The following is a 23,307-nucleotide window of genomic DNA, read 5'->3' as shown; positions in this document are numbered from 1 at the left end:
AAGAAGACCGTCGCTTTTTTTAGGATTTCGCGCTCCATCTTAAGCTTTCTATTTTCTTCTTTGAGCTGACGAATTTCTAACTGTTCAGGCGTTAACTTACCATTACCTCTGAAAGCAAGTCCGTCACCTTTTTCAGCTTCCCTGATCCATTTACCAATTAAACTTGGGCTAATACCTAAATTTCTAGCGGCTTCAGTATTACTGTAACCTTGTTCATTGACGAGTGATATTGCATCTAATTTAAATTCTTTCGAATATTTTTTACGTGTTGTCATTCTATTTCTCCCGTTAAGTTCATTATGATGTCTTAACTGGGGTGTGTGAATCTATTAAACCACGTCAAATATTTAGGAGTTAATAATGGATATCGATGAAGATAAAATAGACGAAGCTGCATTAGCTTTGATGTATCTCACACTGCATGATAACTGCCGTGCCTGGAAACAGATTGACTGGGAAGTAACAAACCGGCTGTACGATAAAGGATTGATTTGTAATCCCGTCGGTAAGGCAAAATCTGTTGTTTTAACCGATGAAGGGCTTAAGCAGTCAGAGAAGTTATTTAATAAACTCTTCGCACAAAATAAATAAGCTGGGCTTATAACTGCCGGCTGGCCGCTTCGCGTCAGTATAGGCAATTGTCAGTTTTGGTTTAAATGTTGAGCATTAGTATTCATTTATTACTGTGATCTTTGTAAATTTATTAATATTTACGGCTTGTTAGTTTATTTCGTTACCGATGCCTGCGATACTGCGTCACATCACACTTTTGTGACTTATTAGCAAATACTACCCGCAGGAGCAGCATGGACAAATCCCTAGAGAAACAACTGAGCGCTTGGCTGAAAAAGCAGAAAAAGGCCTGCGGTTTTTATCTTAATTTAACGGTATTGTTCGGTTTATTAACCGGCTTTTCCCTGGTGGCTCAGGCATATCTTATCTCAACAATACTGCATGGCATCATCATTCTTAATCTCCCTAAATCCCAGTTCAGCTATGAGTTTTTGTTATTACTAACCTTAATTCCGCTGCGTGCAGTGCTGGCGTTTGCTCGTGAACGCGCCGGCTTTGAGGCCGGCAAACGGCTTAGACAGCAGATCCGCAGTGCGGTACTCGATAAACTCAGTCAACTAGGTCCGGCTTTTATCAAGGGCAAACCAGCGGGAAGCTGGGCGAGCATTGTGCTTGAACAAGTTGAAGACTTACATGATTTCTATGCGCGCTATTTACCGCAAATGCTGCTGGCTGCTTTTATTCCTCTAACTATTCTGGTTGTTGTATTTCCATTAAACTGGACTGCGGCTCTTATTTTACTGGCCACTGCGCCGCTTATTCCAATATTTATGATCTTAGTGGGCATGGGCGCGGCTGATGCAAACCGTAAAAACTTCAGCGCACTGGCTAAACTTAGCGGTCATTTTATGGACAGGTTAAAAGGAATGAGTACCTTAAAGCTGTTTAATCGAGGCGAAGCTGAAGGCAGGCAGATTGAATCGGCTTCTGAAGAGTTTCGTTTAAGAACTATGTCGGTACTGCGCATGGCCTTTTTAAGCTCGGCGGTACTGGAGTTTTTTGCTGCTGTGTCTATCGCTGTTCTGGCAATTTATTTTGGTTTTAGTTTTTTAGGTCATCTAAATTTTGGTGATTATGGACAGGGATTCAGTCTTTTTACGGGCATGTTTGTACTGATGCTTGCGCCTGAATTTTATCAGCCTTTACGGGACATGGGCACACATTACCATGCCAAGGCACAAGCAGTTGGTGCGGCTGAAGAGTTGACGGCGCTGCTGGAATACGAGATTGATGCGGATTCTCAAACTGAGTTGTCCAGCAGCAGTGAAACTAAAAAAGAGATAAACCTGCATGCAGGTATCGAGATTACCGCTCACGATTTTACGGTGAACAGTCATTCGGGAGTTTCATTAGCGGGACCGCTGAGTTTTCAACTCGATAACGGCAAGCATATGGCTGTCGTCGGCCCGAGCGGCTCGGGTAAAAGTAGTCTGCTCAATGGCTTATTAGGTTTTCTGCCGTATCAGGGATCACTGAAAATTAATGGTGTGGAATTAATTGAAATAGACATGCCGAAATGGCGTTCTCATCTAGCCTGGCTGGGCCAGGAACCGCTGCTTTTTCACGGCACAGTGCGCGATAATGTTGCGATGGCGGATCCACAGATGGATGACGATGCAGTGAAGGCTTTGTTAGCCAAAGCAAAGGTACTCGATTTTGTTAATGCCCGGTCTTTAGGCCTGCAGCATCCTATCGGTGAGCAGACATCAGGAGTTTCCGTTGGTCAAGCGCAGCGGATCGCGCTGGCCCGGGCACTAGGGCAGGATGCTTCTCTTTTTTTGTTAGATGAGCCCACTGCAAGTTTAGATCGCCACAGCGAGCAGGCGGTGCTTAGTGCGCTGCGTGAAGCTACGGCACAGTTTTCGTGTCTGATGGTGACCCATAGATTAGATCAATTAGCGCAGATGGATAGTATTTTAGTGTTAGATAAAGGGGCGATCGTGCAGCAGGGCAGTTTTGAGCAGCTCAAACAGATGCCGGGGCTGTTTAAAGAGATGCAGGAAGATGAACAATCTATTGATTTAGAACTGGAAAACAGGGAGCTTAACTAATGAGAGCCTTATTACCTTTTATTAAGCTGTTTAAACAGCAATGGCTGATGATGTTTGTTGGTCTGGTGCTTAGTATCAGCACCCTGATGGCAGGCATCGGTTTACTGTCTCTTTCCGGCTGGTTTTTATCAGCGTCTGCCGTGGCGGGTTTAACACTGGCGACAGCACAGGCGTTCAACTATTTTACCCCAGGCGGCGGGGTGAGGTTTCTGTCTATTCTCAGAACAGCGAGTCGATACGGCGAACGTTTAGCGACCCATGAAGCAACATTCAAGCTGCTGACTCAGCTGCGGGGCTGGGCTTGGCGTAAGGTGCTTCCATTGAGCGCATCTAATATGCAGGGGCTGCGTCATGGCGATCTGCTTAATCGACTGGTTGCTGATATTGATACCTTAGATCACCTTTATCTGAGGCTGCTGACTCCAATGTCTGCTGCATTAGTAATGCTCGGCGCTTTGTATTTTTTTGTCGCCTGGATAGATGCTGATATAGCATTAATACTGTGCGGCAGCCTGTTATTGCTATGGTTAATACTGCCTTGGATTTTCTATTTTCTTGGCCGTAAACCAGGAGTAAGACAGCTTGAAAGCAAGCGTATTTACCGCATACAAGTACTGGAATTTGTACAGGGACTGGCGGAAATTTCACTGTTTGGTGCTAGTGCACGATTTCGGGCGAAACTGGCGTTATCCGAAGCGAATTTATTAGACAGTCAGCGGGCAATGGCAAATATTACGGCATCTAGTCAGGCGGCGCTGATTTTATGCCATGGCTTTGTGGTAGTGCTTGTTCTTTATACTGCGGCATCCGGCATTGGTGAGCATCAGCCTCCCGGGCCTATGTTAGCCTTGATTACTTTTATGGTGCTGGCATCTATTGAAATGTTAATGCCGATTGCGGGGGCTTTTCAACATCTATCGTCTTGTACTGCCGCAGCTGAGCGGATTAATGAGTTAGTTGAGCAGGAGCCGGACATTGTTTTTAATAATCAAAGTGAAATGCGCGTTACTCAAGGGCAGTTACAGCTTAAGGATATTGTATTCTCTTACCAGGACGGCGGGGAAAATGTCCTCAAAGGCATTAACCTGTCCATTAAACCCGGCGAGAAAGTCGCGCTGTTAGGTCAAACCGGCTGCGGTAAATCCAGCTTACTGTCTTTAATTAGCCGTGAGCGCCAGGCTGATTCCGGCAGTCTGATGCTCGATGGTCTTGAGATTGAACAGTATAGTAAGCGCGCATTAAGTGACGGCATCTCTTTAGTGAGTCAGCGTATTTACCTGTTCAGCGGTACCTTAAGAAGTAATTTGATCCTGGCCCAGGAAGAGTTTACTCCGCCGGCTTCGTCTGCTGAGTCTAAAGCCGCTGAAACAGTTAATGATCAGCGCCTTATTGCAGTGCTCGAAAAGGTTGGATTATCGGCCCTAACTCAGGGAAAAGCACCGCTTGATGCCTGGATAGGAGAGGGGGGCAGACAGCTTTCCGGCGGCGAACAGCGCCGTATCGGTGTTGCCAGAGTCCTGCTTCGAGATGCGCCGCTGTTATTACTCGATGAGCCGACCGAAGGGCTGGATAAACGTACTGAAAGAGAGATCCTGTCTTTGTTATTTGAGTTTGCTGAAGATAAAAGTGTGTTGATGATAAGCCATAGACTAACTGCAATGGCGCAGATGGATAAGATTCATCTTATGGAGGATGGACAGCTGCGGGTATCGGGAAAGCATACCGACCTGCTGACAGAAGATGACTATTATGCCGGCCTGTATCAGCAGTTAAATTAGTGTTAACTGCGCTGCACTTAATACAGCGTCAGTAGGTAAAGCTTTAGATCAAGTTCTACTGATCTTCTGTTAGACCTGCTGTTACCTGGTTTCGTCCTTGATCTTTAGCTGTAAATAAAGCCAGATCTGCACGTTTGAAGGCTTGTTCAAAGCCTTCATTTACCTGGATTTCACTCACTCCGATAGTGGCGGTGATTTGAATTTTCAAGCCGTTAAACTGCATAACAGACTGCGCAGTCACCTTGCGGATCTTCTCTGCTAAGGTCATTGCCCCTGGTAAATTTGTATTGGGCAGCAGGATCACAAATTCTTCACCTCCCCAGCGGGCAAAAGTATCCTGCTTACGAATATTAACTTTAATCAGCTGCGCACATCTTTTCAGTACTTCATCTCCGGCATCATGGCCGAATTGATCATTAACTTCTTTAAAGTGATCTAAATCAATAACGGCAATCGAATAAACTTCACCGCTGCGTTTGAAGCGCTGCTGTGTATTTTCAATAATCGACTGAATACCATGGCGGTTTAGGACCGAGGTCAGCGCGTCTGTATGGGCCAATTTTTGTAAATGCAGGTTTGCTTCTGCCAGTTCGTTAGTTCGTTCTTTAACTTTACTTTCCAGTGACAGTCTTAAATCTTCGAGAATTAGGTTACGTTTTTTCAGCTTAGCGGCAAGCGATTCACTATGTTGAAAAGCTTGTGTGAAGTTTAACCCTGTCATATAACTCTGGCTGATCACAAAAAGCAGCAGGCCGTAACTGACCAGGTAGCCGCTGTTAATAAATTCTTGTGCATATAAAATATCGTTAACAGCGCAGAAAGCGAGTGCAAAAGTTCCTGCTAATAATATCGAGGTCCCTTTCTGCTGAAAAAAATAGGCCTTGGTCATGATGCACAGTATGTAGGTTATAAATAACGGAGTAATAAGCTGCATCAGCACTAATGTAAGATAACTGCCTTCAAGCCCTCGGATTAACAAGCCTATAGTCAGCAGTAATGAAATCACGTAACTTGAGATAAGGATACGTTTGTCAAAAAACTGAGGAAAAGTTAAATAAAAGAAATGGCAGGCTAAAGGGACCGCCAGAAAAAATGAAGTATATTCAATTATGATCAGTTGAATAATATTTAAACTGCTAAAATAGTTCAAAATAACAGCATCTTGTACAACAAGTTCGCGTAAACCAAGAATGAAACACAGTAATGAAAAAATCAGTGGTAATTTATCTAATGTACGCAGAAAAAATAGAATCAGGTTGTAGATCGCAACAGCAAAGAAAAAACCGGATATAAACAGACTATTCATTGAACTTAGTTTCTGCTCTTGAATAATTGTCTGCGCACTGCCGATTTGTAACGGGTACCAAATTCCACCCCAGCCATATTCATAACTGGCTACATGCAGGGTCAGCGTAAACAGCTCACTGCTTGTTTCCAGTAATAATATCTGCGGCTGGAAGTCACCTTGTGTCTGCTGTTTAGAAGAGCCAGCTTTACCTACCGTGCTGAGTAGTTTCTGATCCTGATAAATACGGTAAGCGATACCAATCGTCGGCAGTTTAACAGCAAGAGGTGTTTTTCCTTTTCCTGTTTTAATCTGCAGGTGATAAGTACCATAACCCTCGGTAGGATCCGCGTGTTGATCAAATTGATTAAGTTTCCAGTTACTTGGAACATCAATATAGCTCTGCTTATGAAGGTTTGAATTAAGGCGGGATTTTATCTGCTCGCTGGACAGGAATTCATTATAAAAGAATAACCACTCACCATTTAAATCAATTGAGTTATGCCCATTTAGTATCTGCGAAATGTCAATTTTACCTTTCTCTACCTGGACAGAAGTGCTTTGAGGAGGATTTAGATAATAAATCCCATACATCAGGCCAGCAATGATTAATGCTAAAAAACATAATTTTATAAAAGCAGTCGGCTGCAGCTTTATCATCAAGTAAAGTAACCTAGTTGCGGAATTATCAGTATAAATACAGTGAGTTAATCTAGTAACAAATTATAGCACAGAGTAAAGAAGCGTAATTCTGGACGCTGTTACTAACTTACCGGGAAAATATAAACCTGTCGAATATTTGAAAACTAAATTGTTCCGGCCAGTATGCTCTTGTCGTTTTTGGCTCCGTCTAAACAAGCTTACCGATATAGTTCATATATTAAATTGAAGCCGTTAAGGAGTGAGTATTTTAAGCCGCAGCATGTTAATAAGTTAAATCCATTGTGTGTCCCATTTTTCATCTATTTTTTATCTTTTTATACGTGTCTGTTTGATTTATCGCCATTTCTTGAATAGTTTTTATTAGGGCCTGTTTTGTTATGTCTGCCGGACAATTTAACAGTACATTGACTGGTGATGCTGCTAAGCTCCGTTTTGCTGCTCTGAGCGTGAAATGAAAAGAGGCGATAAAATAGTGCCATGATAACAACAGACAGCGATCATTAGTTTTTCGACAAAAACCTCTACCTCTAAGCAAAACAAGGAATTGTGGATATGATGTTTAAGAAGTTCAAAGATTGGAAAATATTTAACAAGATCATGAGTATCTCTCTCGCTACTATCACTCTGATAGGCGCGGGTATACTGTTTTATCTGGTGCCTCTTTTTGAAGCCAAGATCTGGGAGCAGAAACGCATTGAGCTGACCACTCTGGTGGCGACGGTTCAGCAGGAAATGAACTACCAGGCGAGTCTTGCCGCTTCCGGCAGTATCTCTAAGAAGGCTGCACAGCAGGCGGTTATCGATAAGGTTAATGCTCTGCGTTATAAAGGCAACGAATATTTCTGGATCAATGATGACCGGCATATCATGGTCACTCATCCGCTCAAGCCTTCCTTAAACGGACAAGATCTGTCCCGGCTTAAAGATCCCAACGGCAAAGTCTTTTTTGCCGAGATGGTCAAACTTGCAAAGTCTGACGGTGAGGGATTTGTTGATTATGTCTGGGAGCGGGACGGCATCAACGAGCCTAAGATGTCTTATATCAAATACTATGAGCCCTGGGGATGGGTGATCGGCAGCGGTTTGTACCTCGCCGATGTTGAAGCGGAGATGAATTTAGCAGAGGTTATCACTAAGGTACTGCTGGCCATGGCCGGCGTGCTGGTATTTATTTTGTTTTTCGCTTTTGCTACCGCACGGCAGATAGTTTCTGCCATACGTACCGCTATCGGCCACCTCAAGAGGCTCGGTGATGGTGATCTCACTGCTGTAATAAAGAGCAGCCAGAAAGACGAAGTGGGTGAACTGCTCGGGGCTATGGCAAATATGAGCTCAAAATTGTCTGAAATCGTGACTCAGGTACGCTCCGGCTCTTCCGCACTGGCCAGCGCTTCTGTACAGATAAGCGCCACCTCCCAGAGTCTTAGTCAGTCTTCCTGTGAGCAGGCTTCCAGTGTAGAAGAAACCAGTGCCGCTATTGAGCAGATATCATCGTCGATTAATCAGAATGCGGATAATGCAAAGGTTACCGACGGCATAGCCAGCAAGGCTGCTCAACAGGGGCAGTCAGGCGGGGAAGCAGTGGCCAACACAGTGACGGCGATGCGCAGTATTGCTGATAAGATAGCCATGATAGAAGATATCGCTTATCAGACTAATCTGCTTGCGCTGAACGCTGCCATCGAAGCTGCACGGGCTGGTGAGCATGGCAGAGGCTTTGCCGTTGTTGCTACAGAAGTAAGAAAATTAGCCGAGAGGAGTCAGCAGGCATCCCAGGAAATTGGTGAACAGGCTTCTAAGAGTGTTGCTGTTGCCGAAAGCGCAGGCAGCCTGCTTGATGAGATTGTTCCCGGCATTTCACGTACAGCGGATCTTATACAGGAGATCGCGGCGACTTCTAATGAGCAGGCTGGTGGTGTATCGCAGATTAACTCCGCAGTCGGGCAGATTGATCAGTCAATTCAGCTCAATGCTTCAGCATCTGAAGAACTGGCCGCCACGGCGGAAGAGATGAGCGGTCAGGCCGTTCAGCTGCAGCATTTGATGGAATATTTTCAGATAGGAGATGACAAGAAAAGTTCAGCAGCCCAGTCAAGTGAGGCGCTGAATGGAGCTGTTCCTGAACCGCAGCAGGCGCCGGCCCAGCAAACACCTGTTGCAGATTTTTAGAACCAGCCATGGGGGATATGCACACCGGGCGGCGATGCTGAAAAGGTGAAATCTTGCCGTCCGGGTAGATCTATTAACATAACTTGTTCATTTTGATTTTTTGATTTATCTTTAATTTCAGCATGTTTGCAAAACAGGCGATAAATATTATGGGTAATGAGTCTGCTGGTGGTAGTGACAGTGCTTTGTATGAAAATCTGTTTAACAACAGTCATTCTGTGATGCTTATTATTCACTCGGGCAGTGGTGCCATTCTGGACGCCAATAAAAGAGCCTGCGGTTATTATGGTTATAGTTACGATATAATAACCTCTATGAATATTATGGATATTAATACCTTGTCTGATAATTGTGTGCGCAATGAAATGCGTAAAGTACAGAATAATCAACAAGTTTATTTTAACTTTAAGCATAAACTCGCTAACGGTGAGATTAGAGATGTTGAAGTATATAGCAACCCGATAACTGTTAAAGGAGAGGGCGCTTTACACTCAATTATTCACGATGTTACTGAGCGTAATGAGGAGGAAAGAGAAAAAGAATGTATTAAAAATAAACTAGAATTCTACGCCAGACGGTTATCTAAATCTCATGACACCTTGTCGAAGGTTCTAAATAGTTTAGACTCAATTGTTTATGTATCGGATTTTCATAATTACGATATGATTTTCATGAACGAATATACCCAAAACCTCTTCGGGGAAACCAATTTCTCGGGAAAAAAATGCTGGCAGATATTACAAAAGGGGCAGTCAGCACCTTGCGAATTTTGTTCAAATCCCCATTTAGTAAAGGACAATAAACCGACAGGTGTCTATGTATGGGAGTTTCAAAATACAAAGAATAACCGCTGGTATCAATGCCGAGACCAGGTTATTCACTGGATAGATAACCGCCTGGTAAGAATAGAGATAGCTGTAGATATAACAGACCGTAAACAAGCCGAAGATAAAGTTTTATATGCCGCCACACATGATAATTTATCGAAATTACCTAATCGTTTTTTATTTCTGGACAGGTTGTCTGTCGCTTTAGCAGCTGCTCAGCGAAATAACTCAAGAGTTGGAATATTATTTCTAGATTTAGATGAATTCAAAGCTGTAAACGACAGTTACGGTCACCAAAGCGGTGATCTGTTATTACAGCTGGTATCCGAAAGGCTGTTATCTTGTATAAGAAAAACAGATACAGCGTCAAGATTTGGAGGTGACGAATTTGCAGTTGCATTATCTCCCGTACATAATAAACAAGATGTCGAGCTTGTCGCCCAGAAAGTCATCAAAATAATGGCTGCTCCGTTTATAATTGGCAAAGAAGAAATAAATGTAGGAGTAAGTATCGGCATTTCAATTTCGTCACAGAAAAATTCTGATTTAGAACGCTTGCTAAAACATGCAGACGGTGCAATGTATCATGTTAAGAAAAACGGCAAAAATGATTATTGTTTTTACCCCTTTGATAAACATACAAAAAAATAGAGCATCTGGATCAGCCTGTTTTTGCTATTGAATAGTTCCTCTCGACATTGTACAAGCTTATCTTGGTGATAGCGTTTGGCGCACTTATAAGCTTCTAAACTGTCTTTAAACTCATGATCAAACAGTGTAATTAAGATCAACATTTTTGGTAATGCATTAGGCTCTTGATTATGCAGAAGATTATCAGGATCGCTATTCCGGCGTGCATCACATAGGGGCAGTTTTTAAATATGCAGATAGTTAGCCGCGGCACTTCAGAATGTGTATTTATTGGATTTCGCCTCTACAATTAATGCGTATGGCATTACTTAAGGCGCGTTGTTATGAATATCGGGTTTATGGTTGTTTCCGGGTTAATGCTGTTTTCATTAATCAGCCCGGTACAAGCTGCTGATTCAGTGATGGAAGGGCAGCGCATCACTTTTTGTGAAGACAATGACGGCTTTCCACCCTATATATGGGCGGAAAATGACAGCCGTTCAGGCCTGACTCAGGCACGTGGATTTAATACCGAAGTTATCAAAAAGATACTAGCTGAACACAAAATACAGGCGCTGTTTGTTTTTCTTCCATGGAAACGCTGTCTGCAGAATGTAAAGCATCATCATGGTGTTCAAGTTGCTTTTAATATGATCTACACAGAGGAGCGGGATTCTGAGTACATTTTGACAAGGCATCTATTTACCACCAAGGCATATTTTTTCTATTCAAAAAAGCACTATCCAAACGGTATAAACATTGAGTCAGCTGCGGATCTCCTTGAAGCCGGGGTTGTATGCGGCCGTTTCGGCTCAAACTATACGGGTTATGGTGTCGCTAATAATGACGTTTCAAGAACCGCGCACAGCTTCGAAAAACTGCTGCAGTTATTAAAGATCGGCCACTGTGATACTTTTCTCGCCCGCTACGAAGTATTAGCGGGTTATAAATTATTGAATGAGGAATTTTTCTCCGGTATTGAACTTGGCTACAAGCCTATTCCCGGTATACAGCCTACCCGCTTTCATATGGGGATTTCCAGGAACTATGAATTCGCAGAAGAGTTAAAGGTGCTTATAGATTCCGGTATCAGTGAAATGGAAAGTTCCGGGGAGCTTGCGCAGATAATGCGGCAGTATCTTGCAAAGTTGAAATAACTCTCTAAACAGTTGTGATTATTTCCTTATACAGTCAGCACAAAGGCCTTAGTAAATGCGGGTTACTTCTGCTGCATGGAAGCTTGAGCGGTATTTAAAATACTAAAACCTTATCTACATTATGTTATTCAGAAATAACTCCATCAATTATCTGTAGTTAGACTATCTTTTGATAAACAGTTAATGGAGCTTATATGATTGAAAATAGTGATTTTGACTGCCTTAATACAATGCGCTGTAAAACCGAAGTGTATCTGCAAATTTTAACACCGACGCAACCCATTCGATTAAAGTCTCGACTGATTGGTGTTGATCCCTTTATGTCCGTTATTTTAGCTATGCATAACGATGATGACTGGCTCACTGCCAAGAATTTCATTCGCGAAGGACAAGTTGTAATTATTCGTTTACTAAACAGCGAGGAGTCCGAAGCAAATATTTTTGCTTTTCGATGCAATATACAAAAGATCATGAGTATTGCCGGGAACTGGTTAGTTATGGACTATCCGAAACAAATTGAAAAAGTCTGTCTACGCCAGAATGTGCGCTATCCTATCCGCCATGACTGTACGATTTATCATGAAAAGTCTACAAAACCTGTCAGTACTGGTTATTTGAACGATATTTCGATTAAAGGCTGTGCATTTACTGGGGATTTCATTGCAGGCTGTGTTGTTGGAGACAGTTATCAGCTTTGCATTCAACTTAGTGAAAATAAATACAACTTAGACACAGAGAGTAAGAACGAGAATGAAAAGTTTAATATTCAGGTAACAGTTAAAAACATTACTGATATAAGTATTCATACAGAGCAGAAGCAGTATGGTTTTGTTTTTACTCAGAAAGATCAGACAACCATAGATTTCATAAAAAAAACAATTTTTTATAACCTCTCTCATTAAAAACAGTTGTTTATTTAATAGACTTTTCTGATAACAGCAATAACGACCTTTAATGTAATTTACCAAATACAACTGGTTATTATAAGTTAAGAGTGACATAAAGCAGGCACGCGGTAACGTGCCTTTTAGTATGAGCTGCTGTGGTTAGTTATTCTTTTTTACCGGAGTGAGTCCCTGGTCTCTGAATTCAACTGCACTTTCGATATCAAAGCCGTTTGTTTTCCAGCTTTCAGCTTCTGCAGCGTTGAAAGACTGCTCTTTCCAGCTGACAGCATTTTCAACATTGAATCCTGCGCTAGACCAGCGGCCGGATTGTTCCGCAGTAAATCCGCTGCTGTACCAAGTTTGTGCCTGTTCTGCATTAAAACCGATATTTTTCCAGGCTGCAATATCACGTTCAGACATATCTTCCCAGGTATCTGGGACTGACGAACAAGCTGTGAGGGAAAGGAGCACAGCTGCTATGGCGAATGTTTTCATCTTACTGTCCTTTTATATCAATTATTAAGTGATTTTTAGATAATACAGCCTGCGTATTTTTAGCCGTAGAACCACCGAAAATGACTATAACCTTGAATTTTTATACAGTCTAGCAGCTGTCTGGTCAAAAAAAACATCTTTACAGAAACGACAGTGTCGAATAGGAAAAATGATGAGATTTATTAGCTTCTATTAAAACTTTATATCGAGCGGATTAATGAGTTTAGTTTATCTCTTAGCCAAATATGTGCGGGATTATATTCATTACGCTTATGCCAGAGCATGTTATGTAGTACCGGTTTTGTTGTGAAGGGAGGTTTCACTCTCTGCAGTGCAAATCTTTCAGCATATTTGTCAGCCATAGAGTTACAGGTCAAACTGATACAGTCGCTTTCAGAAACAAGTGCCATCAAACTTAACAGCGAATTACTTTCACAACTGATTTTTCGCGGCTGAATAACTTCTTCAGTGAAATAATCTAACGCATATAATTCAGAACGGCGTACTTTACTGGTGATATGTTTTTCCTGATAATAAGCCTGCTGGTCGATCTCACCAGAAATTCGCGGGTGATCTTTACGGCAGATCAAGGTTATGCCTTCTCGATAAAATAACTGGTTGCTATAGGACATATTGTTTAGTTTCCCTATATCAATTGCGAGATCTGCCTTTTGTAAACTTAATTGATGTAACAGCTGCTCTTCATTGCCTGGAGTTAGGTGGAATTCGATACTGCAGTTTCCCATTTCAGGATCTTTTTCAACCAGGGGTTGTAATATATCCATTATCGCTTCGTTTACATAAATTAAAAATGTACGCGGTGTTTGTATATCAAATCCAGTGATATTACTTAAGGCACTATTTATCATGTTATAGGCTGGTGATACCTGAGCGGCTAGCTGAACAGCCGCATTGGTGGGAGAAATACCTCGCCCTTCGCGAATAAACAGTTCTGTATTTAGAACCTTCTGCAGACGTTTTAGAGAGCCGCTGACACCTGGCTGAGTTAGGCCCAAAGACTCTGCCGCCTGCGTTATTGAGCGCAGCTCGTATACTTCAAGAAAAATTACTAATAAATTAAAGTCGAATTTATGCTGCATCCTTACTCCAAAATATAATATAACAGTATGTATACTATACATTACACTTTAGATATATCTATGTGTGAGATAGATATATGTTTTGTTATTTGCTTATGCAGCCGCTGTCAGTAGGGTTGTTTTTATCAGCGCTCCATTCGTACCAGCCGCCGTCAAATACACTGATATCTTTCCAGCCCATCACATGGCAGTAAAAGAAAACCTCAGATGCCCGCCAGCCCGTGCCGCAGTAAAACGCGACTTTCTGGTTTGGGTTTATATTCCAGCTCTTCCACAGATCTTTGATTTCAGACGCACTTTTCATTGTGCCGTCAGGGTTTAGAAAATCGGCCGCATTATTGGAGTTCGTACCCGCATGTCCCCATTTAGAACCGGCAATGCGGCCTTTGGGTTTAATATAATCGTAACCGCTTATTTTACCGGTATACTCTTCGAATGTACGAATACTAACCAGTGAATGCAGATGCGGATCTTTACTCAATAATGCTCTGGCCTGTGGAACATCAATAATATAGTGCGGATTAGCTGGAATTTTCCTGCCGAACTCAATCTGTTTTTTATTTGAACCGCACAGGGGGGCTGGTGCATATCCTGCATCGAGCCAGGCTTGCCAGCCGCCGTTTAGCAGGCGCACATCATCAACACCGGCATACATCATAATATTTGCAGCCCGTGCAGCCGCCATATTATTCCGACCGTATAAAATAACTGTTGTGTCGTAACGGATGCCGTAATTTTTCAACAGCTCAGCAATTTTTTGATCGCAGACTCGATTCCACCACGGCTGTGACTCAATATCATTAGTATTTAAATACTGCGCGCCGGGGATATGAGAAGCAAGATATTTCGCCGCCGGGCCCCAGTGCACTTCAATCAGTTTATAGTCTTTTTTCGGCCCGTATAAAGGCTTGTTGTTATTGATAACATCTCGAAGCCATTGAGCTGAGACAAGCTGTTTAAAATTGGGCTGGATAATTAATTTTTCAGCCGCCTGGCTTAAGGGCTGGGTAATTATGCTGACTTTTGCAAACCCCTGTTTTTTTAAAGCGATACTAAGTGACAAACTTGCATTATCGTCGCAGTAAAGAAAAGTTGGTTTATCTTTTTGCAGCTGTTTATCGCTGAGTAACTGCTGCAGCTGTTTCTGATCAATGTCTGTAAGCCACTGACTGTCAATATTAACTGCGCCGGGAAAGTGTCCGCCGCTGCTGCCGTTATTCTGCGGCCAGCCGTTATAGTGATTGCTTGAACGACAGTCAATAACCTGGACCTTATCTGACAACTGACCGTTTATCAGGTATTGTGCTGATATATTATCGAATGTTGCCGCGCCGGATGAAATGCAGGCAAAAGCGCTGACAGGCGCTGGGGTTTTAAGCAGATAAGACATTAACAAGCCAAAAAACAACAGGCTTGAGCTGCAGGCCTGGATAGTAGAAAACAAATATTAAGTATATATGAAAGAATCCAGCTTGGATATGCAGCTCTTTTTACGCTAATAGTGAGGGAGCAGTTTAAGCTGAATTCCGCTGCAGTTTTAATTAAAGTGAGTTTATTAAAATGATCCATTACAGAAAAGCACAAAATGATGAAATGCCTGAACTGAAAGCGCTGCTTTGGAAGCACGGACCTAATGAATGGAATTATTTACCAGAGCAGGGAGTTAATGAAACATTTTCTTTAATGGAAAAGGGGACGGCTGCTGCTTTAATCGCTGTGCATGCAAATAAGATTGTCGGCTTGTCATTACTGACTGACGGCAGCAGCAGTCCCTCTTATTTAGAAAAATACTGTGATTTAAAGAGTATCTGCTTTGTTGCTGAAGTAGTCGTTGCAAAAAAATTTTCCGGTAAAGGCATTGCCGCAAACTTATTAAAAATGTGTATTAAAGAGGCCGAGAAAAAGGGATGCACAAAAGTCCTGATAGAAAGGCATGAAGAGAACCTGGCATCAGCGGGCATGATGAGAAAAGCAGGTTTTAAAATTATTGATACCTGCAAAGCACCTGATAAACGCCTGTCTGGCTCACAAAATAATGTTGTACTGCAGATTGAAATTTAGATTTTTTACAGTAAGAGGCTCAATTATGTTTATTAAAAAGCGTAGTTGAACTCCATACGCGTGACACTTTCATAGCTGTCTTCATTATAATTACCCACACCAACGTTGTTATTGTGGAAAATACGTGTATTTAACCTAGGTGTAATCTGGTAACCAACTGAAGCTTCTAAATCGAAGGTATTAGTTTTTATGCCGTACAGGCTTGTGGTATATGCTGGATTTACATTGATCCAGATTTTATTGTTAACCTGAAACTTTGAGTAAATCTGCACCGTTGTGGTAAGTGCCGCAAGGTCCACACCCGTTGTTGTACCTGTTTCAATATTCTTCTGATCGCCGATTAATCCACCGAGATATAACCCCGGATAGATAGTAAAACGTTCCGATAAAGGAACTGTTTGTAAAACCCCGGCGGAAATATGTGTCATAGCAGTGTCTTTGTTGTAACCTGCATCCAGACTGCCGGCAAAACCCGTCGTGGTATCAACTTTAAAATAACGTCCGCGAAAAGTATCGCCGCCTTCTTTTGCTTCAAGTGAAATCATATGCGCCTGACCGTCGCCGGAATCAGGTAACTGCAGCCCTAATTTCAGGTTATAACCTTCAGTTCCGTAGCCCATTCCCGCAGAGGTATAAACTGCTGTGGGATCACTCATATCAGGGGCGTCCGGTTTTTCAGATGCTGATACACAAGGCAGTGCTGCTAATGGTAATAGGGGCAAGCAGAGCAGGTATTTGATTATTATTCTCATAGAAACCTTCTTATTATAAATTTGGACGGCTGTCTTTAAACAATAATAAAAAAGCAGGGGTGATTAAGATAATGATGAATAAGTATTCGTGATATGTGTAATCTGTATATCTAAAAGCAGGTGAGGACAATGGGCGCTTTCACATTAAAGCTGTTGTTTTTCCGGCATTACAAAAACAGCATAGATGCGGCAAAGCGCTTATAAGTTCAGCGCTTTGTCCGGTTAAAGGCTATTATTACAGGTAGTTAAACCGGCAAAACATGATACTTGCAAGGGCTGTTATAACAAGGAGCAGAAAAGCATGGAGTTTAAAAAAATTTTCATAGTATTTATTCTGTTGTTTTCACCTTGCTTTAGTTCGGCGCAGGAGTTATCAGATATGCTGTATGATGAATTAAAATTTGGACTGCTTGCTCATGATGTAAAGGGATTCTGGAGTGACACTAAAAGGGAGCAGGGTGTTGATATTAATATTGAAGGTCTTTTTCCACCTTTCGCACGCTTACTGGGTGGTGTTATTCAACCCGCAGTTGGGGCCTCAATCAACAGTCACGGAGGCACAACAAAACTCTATGTCGATGCATTGTGGAAGTTTAATATCGGTCATTCTTGTTTTAACAGTATAGGGCTGGGAATTGCTGTGCATAACGAAGAGACACACCCGGAAGAAAGTGATATGAAGTCTCTGGGCTCGAGGTTTCTTACTCATTTACCCTTAGAAATCGGCTGCAGTGTCACTCCACGCTATTCATTATCACTCTATTTTGATCATATTTCTAACGGCGGCACTAACCATACCAATCAGGGAATGGATACATTAGGTTTAAGAGTCGGTTATCAATTCTGACAAAACCCGGGAGAAACAGCTCTCCCGGGGCATAATATTTTAGTCCAGCAGATGTTTGACCAGATAGTGTGCAACGGCCTGATCATCACTGCTGCCGATAACTTCATGGTTGGGCAGTGCTGTTTTAACTTTATGGTGTGCAGTTCCCATAACAATTCCCTTACCTGCCATAGAGAGCATTTCATAATCATTCATGCCGTCGCCAAAAGCAATACAGTCTTTCAGCTGATAACCTTTCATTTTAGCAACGGCATCAAGGGCATGGCCCTTTGAAACACCGGCATCCATGATTTCCAGACAGGAAGGTGAGGAAAAAGCGATATTAGCTCTGTCGGCAAATTTAGCCTTAATTTTATTTTCCCATATAACGAGTTTGTCATGATCCTGGTCTTCGCGGGTTAAAAATATTTTGGCAATATCTTCTAGCGGCGGATTATCAATATCAAAGAAGCTGTAAGTAAAATTTTCATGATTAAAATCTGTCTTAGTGTCTTCTTTATTAACCAGCCAGTCATCGTTACGATAGAGGTTAATAATTATATCATGGTCTTTTTTAACCATATTAATAATGTCGGCAATGATATCCTGCTGTACATGCTGCTGGAAAATAATATCGTTCTGGCTGTTATGAACACAGGCACCGTTTGCGGTGATCATAAAAGCGGGAATGCCTAGTTGTTCGCGCATCTGCGCGACATCAATATGATGGCGGCCTGTGGCAAAAATAAACTCTTTACCCTGCTCGTGCAGTTGGATTAATACTTTTTTGGTGAAAGGAAGGATTTTGTGATCTGATGACAGTAAGGTGCCGTCTAAGTCGGATGCTGCAATTTTGTACATAAAAATTCTCGGCTGGAAGGGGAAGAAAGGAGTGTTAAGCATAACATAATTGATCTGTTTATTAGCAGGCTGTTTTTATTATTTTGCACCGCAAAATTAGAAAGCTCAGCAGCCAGGCTGGTTGAGTAAAATTTCTTCTAAGCCTGAATTTATCTGTCGATAGCCTTTACAGTTTTTATTAATTAATTTTCAAAGCACAAAATAAAGGCTTGCATAATATGTGGTTATATTAATGGTATGAATAGTGCTTTATTAGCTGTATAGATTCAATTAATTAAGGAGCAGAGAAATGAAAAAACTACTTTGTATATTAGTTCTATGCCTGGCAGGTACGGCAAATGCGAGCTTATTAGGGGTTGATTTTTCAAATCCTAACAACTGGGTTACTAGTCATAGTGATACCTGGGCACTGGGGTATGAGTTTTCTGTTTCCAGTAATGCTCAGGTTGACGGCTTGGGATTCTGGGACTACAACGGTGCGTATAATCATACAACCGTTGGCCTATGGGACACCAGCGGCACCCTGTTAGGATCTGTTGATACTAACTCTGCCGTCAGCTCTTTCGCCACCGGCACCGGGCATGGTACCTGGAATTTTATGAACTTTAATTATCTGCTTACTCCGGGCAGTTATGTTGTCGGTTCACACGGCAGAGGCATGGAGTATACATTTAACCGTAATGGTAATCAGATAATCACTAATGTGTTAACTTATCTGGATCCAAGAGAAAAAAGAGGCAGCATATTTCAATATCCGTCTGATGAATTCAGCCCTGGTTATGATGCATTTTTCGGCGGTAATGTAAGGTTTGCAGGTACAGGAGTTGCAGAGCCTGCAGCAGTCGCCATTTTAGGTTTCGGCCTTGTGGTACTTGGTTTTTTGAGGAAAAGAAAACTATTTAAAGCGTAATTCACTGTATTTATTATAAAAACCCCAGAGTGCTGGGGTTTTTTGTGCCTGTCGGTTTTTTTTACATATAAAAAAACAGTATATAACCTCTTTGTAAAACCAGGCTTTTGCTTTCAGAAAAATTCTGAGCTCTCTCACTCGCCTGATGAAAAGCCGGATCTTATAAGATCGTAATGAAGAAGCACACGATATAACTAGACTGTTTTGCTGTGACTAAATTAACTGGCTGCTTATCCAGAATGGTATTGTTGCTTTAGATTTTTCTTTATAAATATTGATAATAACTATATATTGTTCCATATTTTCAATATGTTAGATAGTATTCACCTTTCTTCATAGTTCTTGATATTACTTTTTATTTCATAGCTATATAATGCAGTAAAATGACACTGGATGCGCAGTGTGTTAGTGCATATAGTGGACAGAGGAGCTTGTAATAGCCGTTCTGTTATTTATAAACGGCGCAGACTTTTCTTTTTACCTTAAGTTGTTTATAAATGTATACGATACCTTTGTAAGCTTCAGTTTAAACATTCGAAACAGAGAAATACCAGTAATGAAAAATCTTCTACTAATTATCATGTTAAATATCCTGATTCTTCCGTCTGCCTTTGCCAGAGACACTATTGAAACTTACTCTCTTGATGATGCATTGTCGCAGCAGAAAGCCAAACAGGTATTAGGCGGTCAGGTTGCTTTTTATTTCGGAGAGCAGCCGCATGGTCCGGTGTTAACTACTTTCGGGGAATTTAAAAGCAATAAAAAAACCAATGCGTTCAACAAGTCAGATAAACAGGCATGTGAGTGGGTATTCTTATCTGCAATGATTTCCCTGCAGGAAAGAGCGATTAAGGAAGGCGGTAATGCAGTTATAAATATTAAGTCTGTATATAAAAATAACCTGACCTCAAGTAATGAGAGCTTTCAGTGTGGGGCTGGGACTTTTATTGCCGGTGTTGCTCTGGTTGGTACCGTGGTTAAGATTGCGCAGTAGTCTTGATAATAAAAGCTGAGTAGAGAATCTGTACAGCAGTTAACGGTGAGGGCACCCGTGCTGCTGTTACTTACGGTGATAGTGAACTGCTGGATGATAAATATGTACTTCAGGATTTTATTACAGTTTCTGAAGCAGCAGCACAGTATATGTTTATTAATGACTTCCGTTCTGATTTTGTCCGTTATCACCCAACATGCTGACTGCATTGAAACATAATCAATAATGATTGAATACCTTTAAACCCCTTTTACTTTCAAGATTCGAATCTGTAGTGAGCAGTTAATATTGACCGCGGTTTTAGAATTAAGCTGTGGCTGATTTACCTTACGGCCGCGTGATAGGTGCTGCTGTACATAATATCTGTACGGGGCCAGTCGTTGTGCGTATCTACAGTTGTGCTGCTTTCGAATTTTGTTATATTTCTGTTTGATAGATACAACTGTCTGTTTTTACCTTTTATTCAATGGCTTACCACTTATTCACCTTTATTCACCTTTATTCATACTTCTTGATATTACTTTTTTCTCCGTTGCCTTGATAATGCGCCTACTTTGCTTTTTCAGAGAAAAAATCATCCGATAAGGCATTGAAAATAAAATAATATAATGTTCATAAAAGCAGGAAAACAGATGTTAAAATTTAATGTTAACTCGATGAAAAAGGTAATTTTTGGTTTCGCAGGATTAAGCACAGTTGCTTTATCAGGATGTAGTACTGATTATTTAAACAGAGAAGAATATAATCAGGTAAAAACGGCTGCGGTTGTTATCTATTCCGTACCGGTTGATATTGTAAGCAATGAACTTGATGCCAAAGATATCAGTCAGGACGGTAGTTCTCCTGATATGAATATGCTTAGCTTTGCCGGTGATTTACTGGGCGGTGTAGCGAAAAAGACCACGGATTTTCTAGATTCAGAGTCGCATATTAAAAAACAGATATCTGGACAGGAAGCCGCTAATATTGCCCTGCCGGAGTTTGTTTCTGAACTGCATAGAATAAACGGCTGGAATTTTATTACACCTGTTGAAGTTGCGTCAAACAGCGAGTATCAGAATCTTTCTGCGCGACTGCTGCAGGATCAGATTATAAAAATTGAAAGAAGCTCTGCCCGTGCCGCGCAGGCTCCTGCAAACTATGTTGAACTTGGCCTGCCGTATAATCACACGACATCAGTGGGTTATTACCAACATGAACCTTTTAAACAATGGGCTGCCAATGTCAGTAAAGCGCTTAATGTGGATGCCGTGATCGTGATGAATGATACTGGTTTTGCAACGGACGCTAAAAGTATTTTTACGGGCGGATCCTGCATTACTAAATCAGCGTTCCACTTTGCAATGTTTAATAACAAAGGGGAAAAAATTGCTGATACACGCGCTGACTTTAACGAAAGTACCGTTATTGAGCAGTCTGGTTGTGTGAGCGGATCATTTCATGATGTCGATTATGTCAATGCGTTAAAGCAGCACGGTATAGATCAGGCAAAAGTGATTGCTGCTAAACTTGCTTCAATTAAATAATTTATTAAAAGCGCAGGCTGCAGGTATTTACTACCATTTTGACGTTTTATCTTGGATAAAACCTGTACCTGCTTTGCTGTTAAAGTTTTAATTTAAACTTAACCAGCAGAGGATTATGATCACTGCTTTTTGTTTTTACCGCTTCAGCGGGATTAATTAACTCTAGTCCCCGGTAATAGATATGATCTAGGTGGTGAAAGAGAAATTTTTTAATATTTTTCTCATGATCCTGGTGGAATTGAACTTTTTCAAGGCCGCTGGCTGATAATATTTTATTTAAAATATGGGTTCTTTTTCTGTTCCAGGTATTAAAATCACCGGACAGGATCACCGGACCGTTATGGCTTCGTATTGAATATTCCAGCTGCTGAATCTGCGATATAAACTTCCAGAAACCAACAAAATTGATGGCATGAATATTTAGTACTAACAGTTCCTGGTGTCCATTATCAATGGCATAAGTTGTAGACAGGAAGATTTTCGGCACCTTTATTAAAGGCTCATAGGCGTGAGATCTTATCACGCTGACACACTGGTGATTTGCCGCGCTTGCTGTCAGCACGCCTGAGTGTCTGTCTTTAAAAGTATCTAAAAAATTAGGTGCAAAAATGAAACCATAGTGCTCAAAATGAAGAATATTTTCTAAGCCTTTCTGAAACTGACACTCCTGTAAAAGAATAATTTCCGGCGTGTATTTTTCAATAATCGTTTTAAACTCTCCGTCCCATAGGGGATCTTTATTCTTTTTTTGGATATTCCAGCTCAGCAGAGAAATATCCTCATTAATTAACTCTTTGCGAGAATATTCGTGATTTTCAATAAAATAATCAGCTTGTTCAAATCTTCTGTTCATAATCATTCTCTAGACCTGAGCGTTATCTGCAAGGCCGTTTATAAACTGTTTCTGGTGTTTTAAATATAAACACAACCCTGTTTATTATATTCTACAAAATCACCTTGTTATGAAATTAGGGCATTTAATCTTGTGTTTTGTAATCACCGGCGCAAAAAACGCCTGCGGATGTGTTTTCAAAATATTCATTTGTCTGTAAACAACTACAGAAAGATACTCTGTCGGCGCTTTTCGGCTAAGGCTGTGTGATTACAGCTTGTTGTCTGCACGGGTAAACTGACTGTTAAAGGGAAAATATGTGTGCTTTGCTGCTTAGAGAAATAATTCTTTTGTATCCATCGACCTCTGCTAAGTCGTATAATAGTAAATGATCCCCTTATATATATTAGTTTTTATAGGAACATGAATGTTAGAAGAACAGCAGAATAACCCTTTACACGGCCTTAAATTAGAAGTTTTACTGAAAGAGCTTGTTGAGTTTTACGGCTGGGATATCCTCGCCGCGGCGATGCGTTTCCACTGCTTTAAAACCAATCCGTCCATTGAGGGAAGCTTGAAGTTTCTTAGGAAGACAGAGTGGGCGAGAGTAAAGTTAGAAGGTTTCTACCTGTCGCGATTTAAACGTATGCCGAGACCGTCGGATGAAGAGTTTGCCCTGCCGCCTCGTGAGCGCAGTTTCCCGTTACATATAGTACCGCGTGAGCCTATGGTTTTGACTGTTGAGTCTATTGAGCTTTCTCAGGCAAAAGCCGCCTCTGCGCATAAAGAAAGAACATCACAAAGACACAGCCCGAGAAATAATCGCGATTTTAAACCTGCACAGAAAAGAAAGAGCAGATCAACTAAAAGCGACGATCCTTCTGATCCCTGGGGCTTGAAAAACAGATAAGGTTAATATCTGCGGCTGCT

General features: G+C 41.4%; 21 protein-coding genes. 13 read left to right on the top strand and 8 right to left on the bottom strand.

The genetic code is table 11. The annotated features are described in order from the left end of the window. The coding region (locus G337_RS0109330; RefSeq protein WP_028863647.1) for an IS3 family transposase at positions 1-275 on the bottom strand (275 nt) is incomplete at its 3' end. Positions 276-360: 85 nt separating this feature from the next. Between G337_RS0109330 and G337_RS0109325 the strand changes: the two genes are divergently transcribed. From G337_RS0109325 to cydC, 3 genes are all read left to right on the top strand, one after another. After that, complete coding sequence (locus G337_RS0109325) at positions 361-591, top strand: DUF6429 family protein (protein WP_028863646.1); 231 nt, start codon at positions 361-363, stop codon at positions 589-591. 215 nt (positions 592-806) lie between these two features. After that, positions 807-2,624 carry a heme ABC transporter permease/ATP-binding protein CydD gene (gene cydD / locus G337_RS0109320; RefSeq protein ID WP_028863645.1) on the top strand — a complete coding sequence of 606 codons (1,818 nt, stop codon included), beginning with the start codon at positions 807-809 and terminating at the stop codon, positions 2,622-2,624. Continuing rightward, positions 2,624-4,402, top strand: a complete 1,779-nt coding sequence (cydC, locus tag G337_RS0109315; protein WP_028863644.1) for a heme ABC transporter ATP-binding protein/permease CydC — start codon at positions 2,624-2,626, stop codon at positions 4,400-4,402. Before cydD ends, cydC begins: the two co-directional genes overlap by 1 nt. Before the next feature lie 55 nt (positions 4,403-4,457). Here the strand turns inward: cydC and G337_RS27655 are convergent, their stop codons facing one another. Then, a complete protein-coding gene (locus tag G337_RS27655; RefSeq protein WP_051303103.1) occupies positions 4,458-6,347 on the bottom strand; it encodes a sensor domain-containing diguanylate cyclase in 1,890 nt (629 codons plus the stop codon). A 555-nt stretch (positions 6,348-6,902) separates the two neighbouring features. Here G337_RS27655 and G337_RS25950 point away from each other — a divergent pair. From G337_RS25950 to G337_RS0109290, 4 genes are all read left to right on the top strand, one after another. Beyond that, the gene (locus tag G337_RS25950; RefSeq protein ID WP_051303102.1) at positions 6,903-8,519 is read left to right on the top strand and encodes a methyl-accepting chemotaxis protein; all 1,617 of its coding nucleotides are present in this window, start codon (positions 6,903-6,905) and stop codon (positions 8,517-8,519) included. Between the two features lie 122 nt (positions 8,520-8,641). Beyond that, positions 8,642-9,997, top strand: a complete 1,356-nt coding sequence (locus tag G337_RS25945; protein ID WP_084605323.1) for a diguanylate cyclase domain-containing protein — start codon at positions 8,642-8,644, stop codon at positions 9,995-9,997. A gap of 323 nt (positions 9,998-10,320) precedes the next feature. Further along, a complete protein-coding gene (locus G337_RS0109295; RefSeq protein ID WP_028863642.1) occupies positions 10,321-11,133 on the top strand; it encodes a substrate-binding periplasmic protein in 813 nt (270 codons plus the stop codon). Between the two features lie 194 nt (positions 11,134-11,327). Continuing rightward, the gene (locus G337_RS0109290) at positions 11,328-12,035 is read left to right on the top strand and encodes a PilZ domain-containing protein (RefSeq protein ID WP_028863641.1); all 708 of its coding nucleotides are present in this window, start codon (positions 11,328-11,330) and stop codon (positions 12,033-12,035) included. A 144-nt stretch (positions 12,036-12,179) separates the two neighbouring features. On the opposite strand, the gene G337_RS0109285 is transcribed toward G337_RS0109290, so the two are convergent. The 3 genes from G337_RS0109285 to G337_RS0109275 form a co-directional block, all read right to left on the bottom strand. Next, positions 12,180-12,515 carry a hypothetical protein gene (locus G337_RS0109285; RefSeq protein WP_028863640.1) on the bottom strand — a complete coding sequence of 112 codons (336 nt, stop codon included), beginning with the start codon at positions 12,513-12,515 and terminating at the stop codon, positions 12,180-12,182. A 200-nt stretch (positions 12,516-12,715) separates the two neighbouring features. Then, the gene (locus G337_RS0109280) at positions 12,716-13,615 is read right to left on the bottom strand and encodes a LysR family transcriptional regulator (protein WP_028863639.1); all 900 of its coding nucleotides are present in this window, start codon (positions 13,613-13,615) and stop codon (positions 12,716-12,718) included. A gap of 85 nt (positions 13,616-13,700) precedes the next feature. After that, positions 13,701-15,005, bottom strand: coding sequence for a rhodanese-like domain-containing protein (locus G337_RS0109275; RefSeq protein ID WP_028863638.1), 1,305 nt, complete (start codon positions 15,003-15,005; stop codon positions 13,701-13,703). 170 nt (positions 15,006-15,175) lie between these two features. Here G337_RS0109275 and G337_RS0109270 point away from each other — a divergent pair, with 170 nt between their 5' ends. Continuing rightward, on the top strand, positions 15,176-15,676 hold the full coding sequence (locus G337_RS0109270) for a GNAT family N-acetyltransferase (protein WP_028863637.1): 501 nt from the start codon (positions 15,176-15,178) through the stop codon (positions 15,674-15,676). A gap of 32 nt (positions 15,677-15,708) precedes the next feature. Here G337_RS0109270 and G337_RS0109265 read toward each other — a convergent pair whose 3' ends face one another. Then, a complete protein-coding gene (locus tag G337_RS0109265; protein WP_211235795.1) occupies positions 15,709-16,428 on the bottom strand; it encodes a hypothetical protein in 720 nt (239 codons plus the stop codon). 301 nt (positions 16,429-16,729) lie between these two features. Here G337_RS0109265 and G337_RS0109260 point away from each other — a divergent pair, with 301 nt between their 5' ends. Continuing rightward, positions 16,730-17,275 (top strand): acyloxyacyl hydrolase, encoded by a 546-nt coding sequence (locus G337_RS0109260; RefSeq protein WP_028863635.1) that lies wholly within the window; start codon positions 16,730-16,732, stop codon positions 17,273-17,275. 39 nt (positions 17,276-17,314) lie between these two features. Here G337_RS0109260 and G337_RS0109255 read toward each other — a convergent pair whose 3' ends face one another. Next, positions 17,315-18,115: a Cof-type HAD-IIB family hydrolase gene (locus G337_RS0109255; RefSeq protein WP_028863634.1), complete on the bottom strand. Its 801-nt coding sequence runs from the start codon at positions 18,113-18,115 to the stop codon at positions 17,315-17,317. 289 nt (positions 18,116-18,404) lie between these two features. On the opposite strand from G337_RS0109255, the gene G337_RS0109250 reads away from it, so the two are divergent. The 3 genes from G337_RS0109250 to G337_RS0109230 all read left to right on the top strand — a co-directional run bounded on the left by G337_RS0109250 (position 18,405) and on the right by G337_RS0109230 (position 21,545). After that, entirely contained in the window at positions 18,405-19,025 is a 621-nt protein-coding gene (locus tag G337_RS0109250; protein WP_028863633.1) for a DUF4082 domain-containing protein, read from the top strand. A 556-nt stretch (positions 19,026-19,581) separates the two neighbouring features. Beyond that, complete coding sequence (locus G337_RS0109240) at positions 19,582-20,019, top strand: hypothetical protein (protein WP_028863632.1); 438 nt, start codon at positions 19,582-19,584, stop codon at positions 20,017-20,019. 632 nt (positions 20,020-20,651) lie between these two features. Then, entirely contained in the window at positions 20,652-21,545 is an 894-nt protein-coding gene (locus tag G337_RS0109230) for a hypothetical protein (RefSeq protein ID WP_211235794.1), read from the top strand. 79 nt (positions 21,546-21,624) lie between these two features. Here the strand turns inward: G337_RS0109230 and G337_RS25940 are convergent, their stop codons facing one another. After that, positions 21,625-22,398 (bottom strand): endonuclease/exonuclease/phosphatase family protein, encoded by a 774-nt coding sequence (locus G337_RS25940; RefSeq protein WP_037027281.1) that lies wholly within the window; start codon positions 22,396-22,398, stop codon positions 21,625-21,627. Between the two features lie 406 nt (positions 22,399-22,804). Between G337_RS25940 and G337_RS0109220 the strand changes: the two genes are divergently transcribed. Further along, entirely contained in the window at positions 22,805-23,287 is a 483-nt protein-coding gene (locus G337_RS0109220; RefSeq protein WP_028863630.1) for a VF530 family DNA-binding protein, read from the top strand. Positions 23,288-23,307: the final 20 nt, after the last annotated feature.

The sequence above is a fragment of the Psychromonas aquimarina ATCC BAA-1526 genome (assembly GCF_000428725.1).
In the GTDB taxonomy this organism is placed as follows: Bacteria; Pseudomonadota; Gammaproteobacteria; order Enterobacterales; family Psychromonadaceae; genus Psychromonas; species Psychromonas aquimarina.
This window is presented reverse-complemented; position numbering and strand designations above follow the sequence as displayed.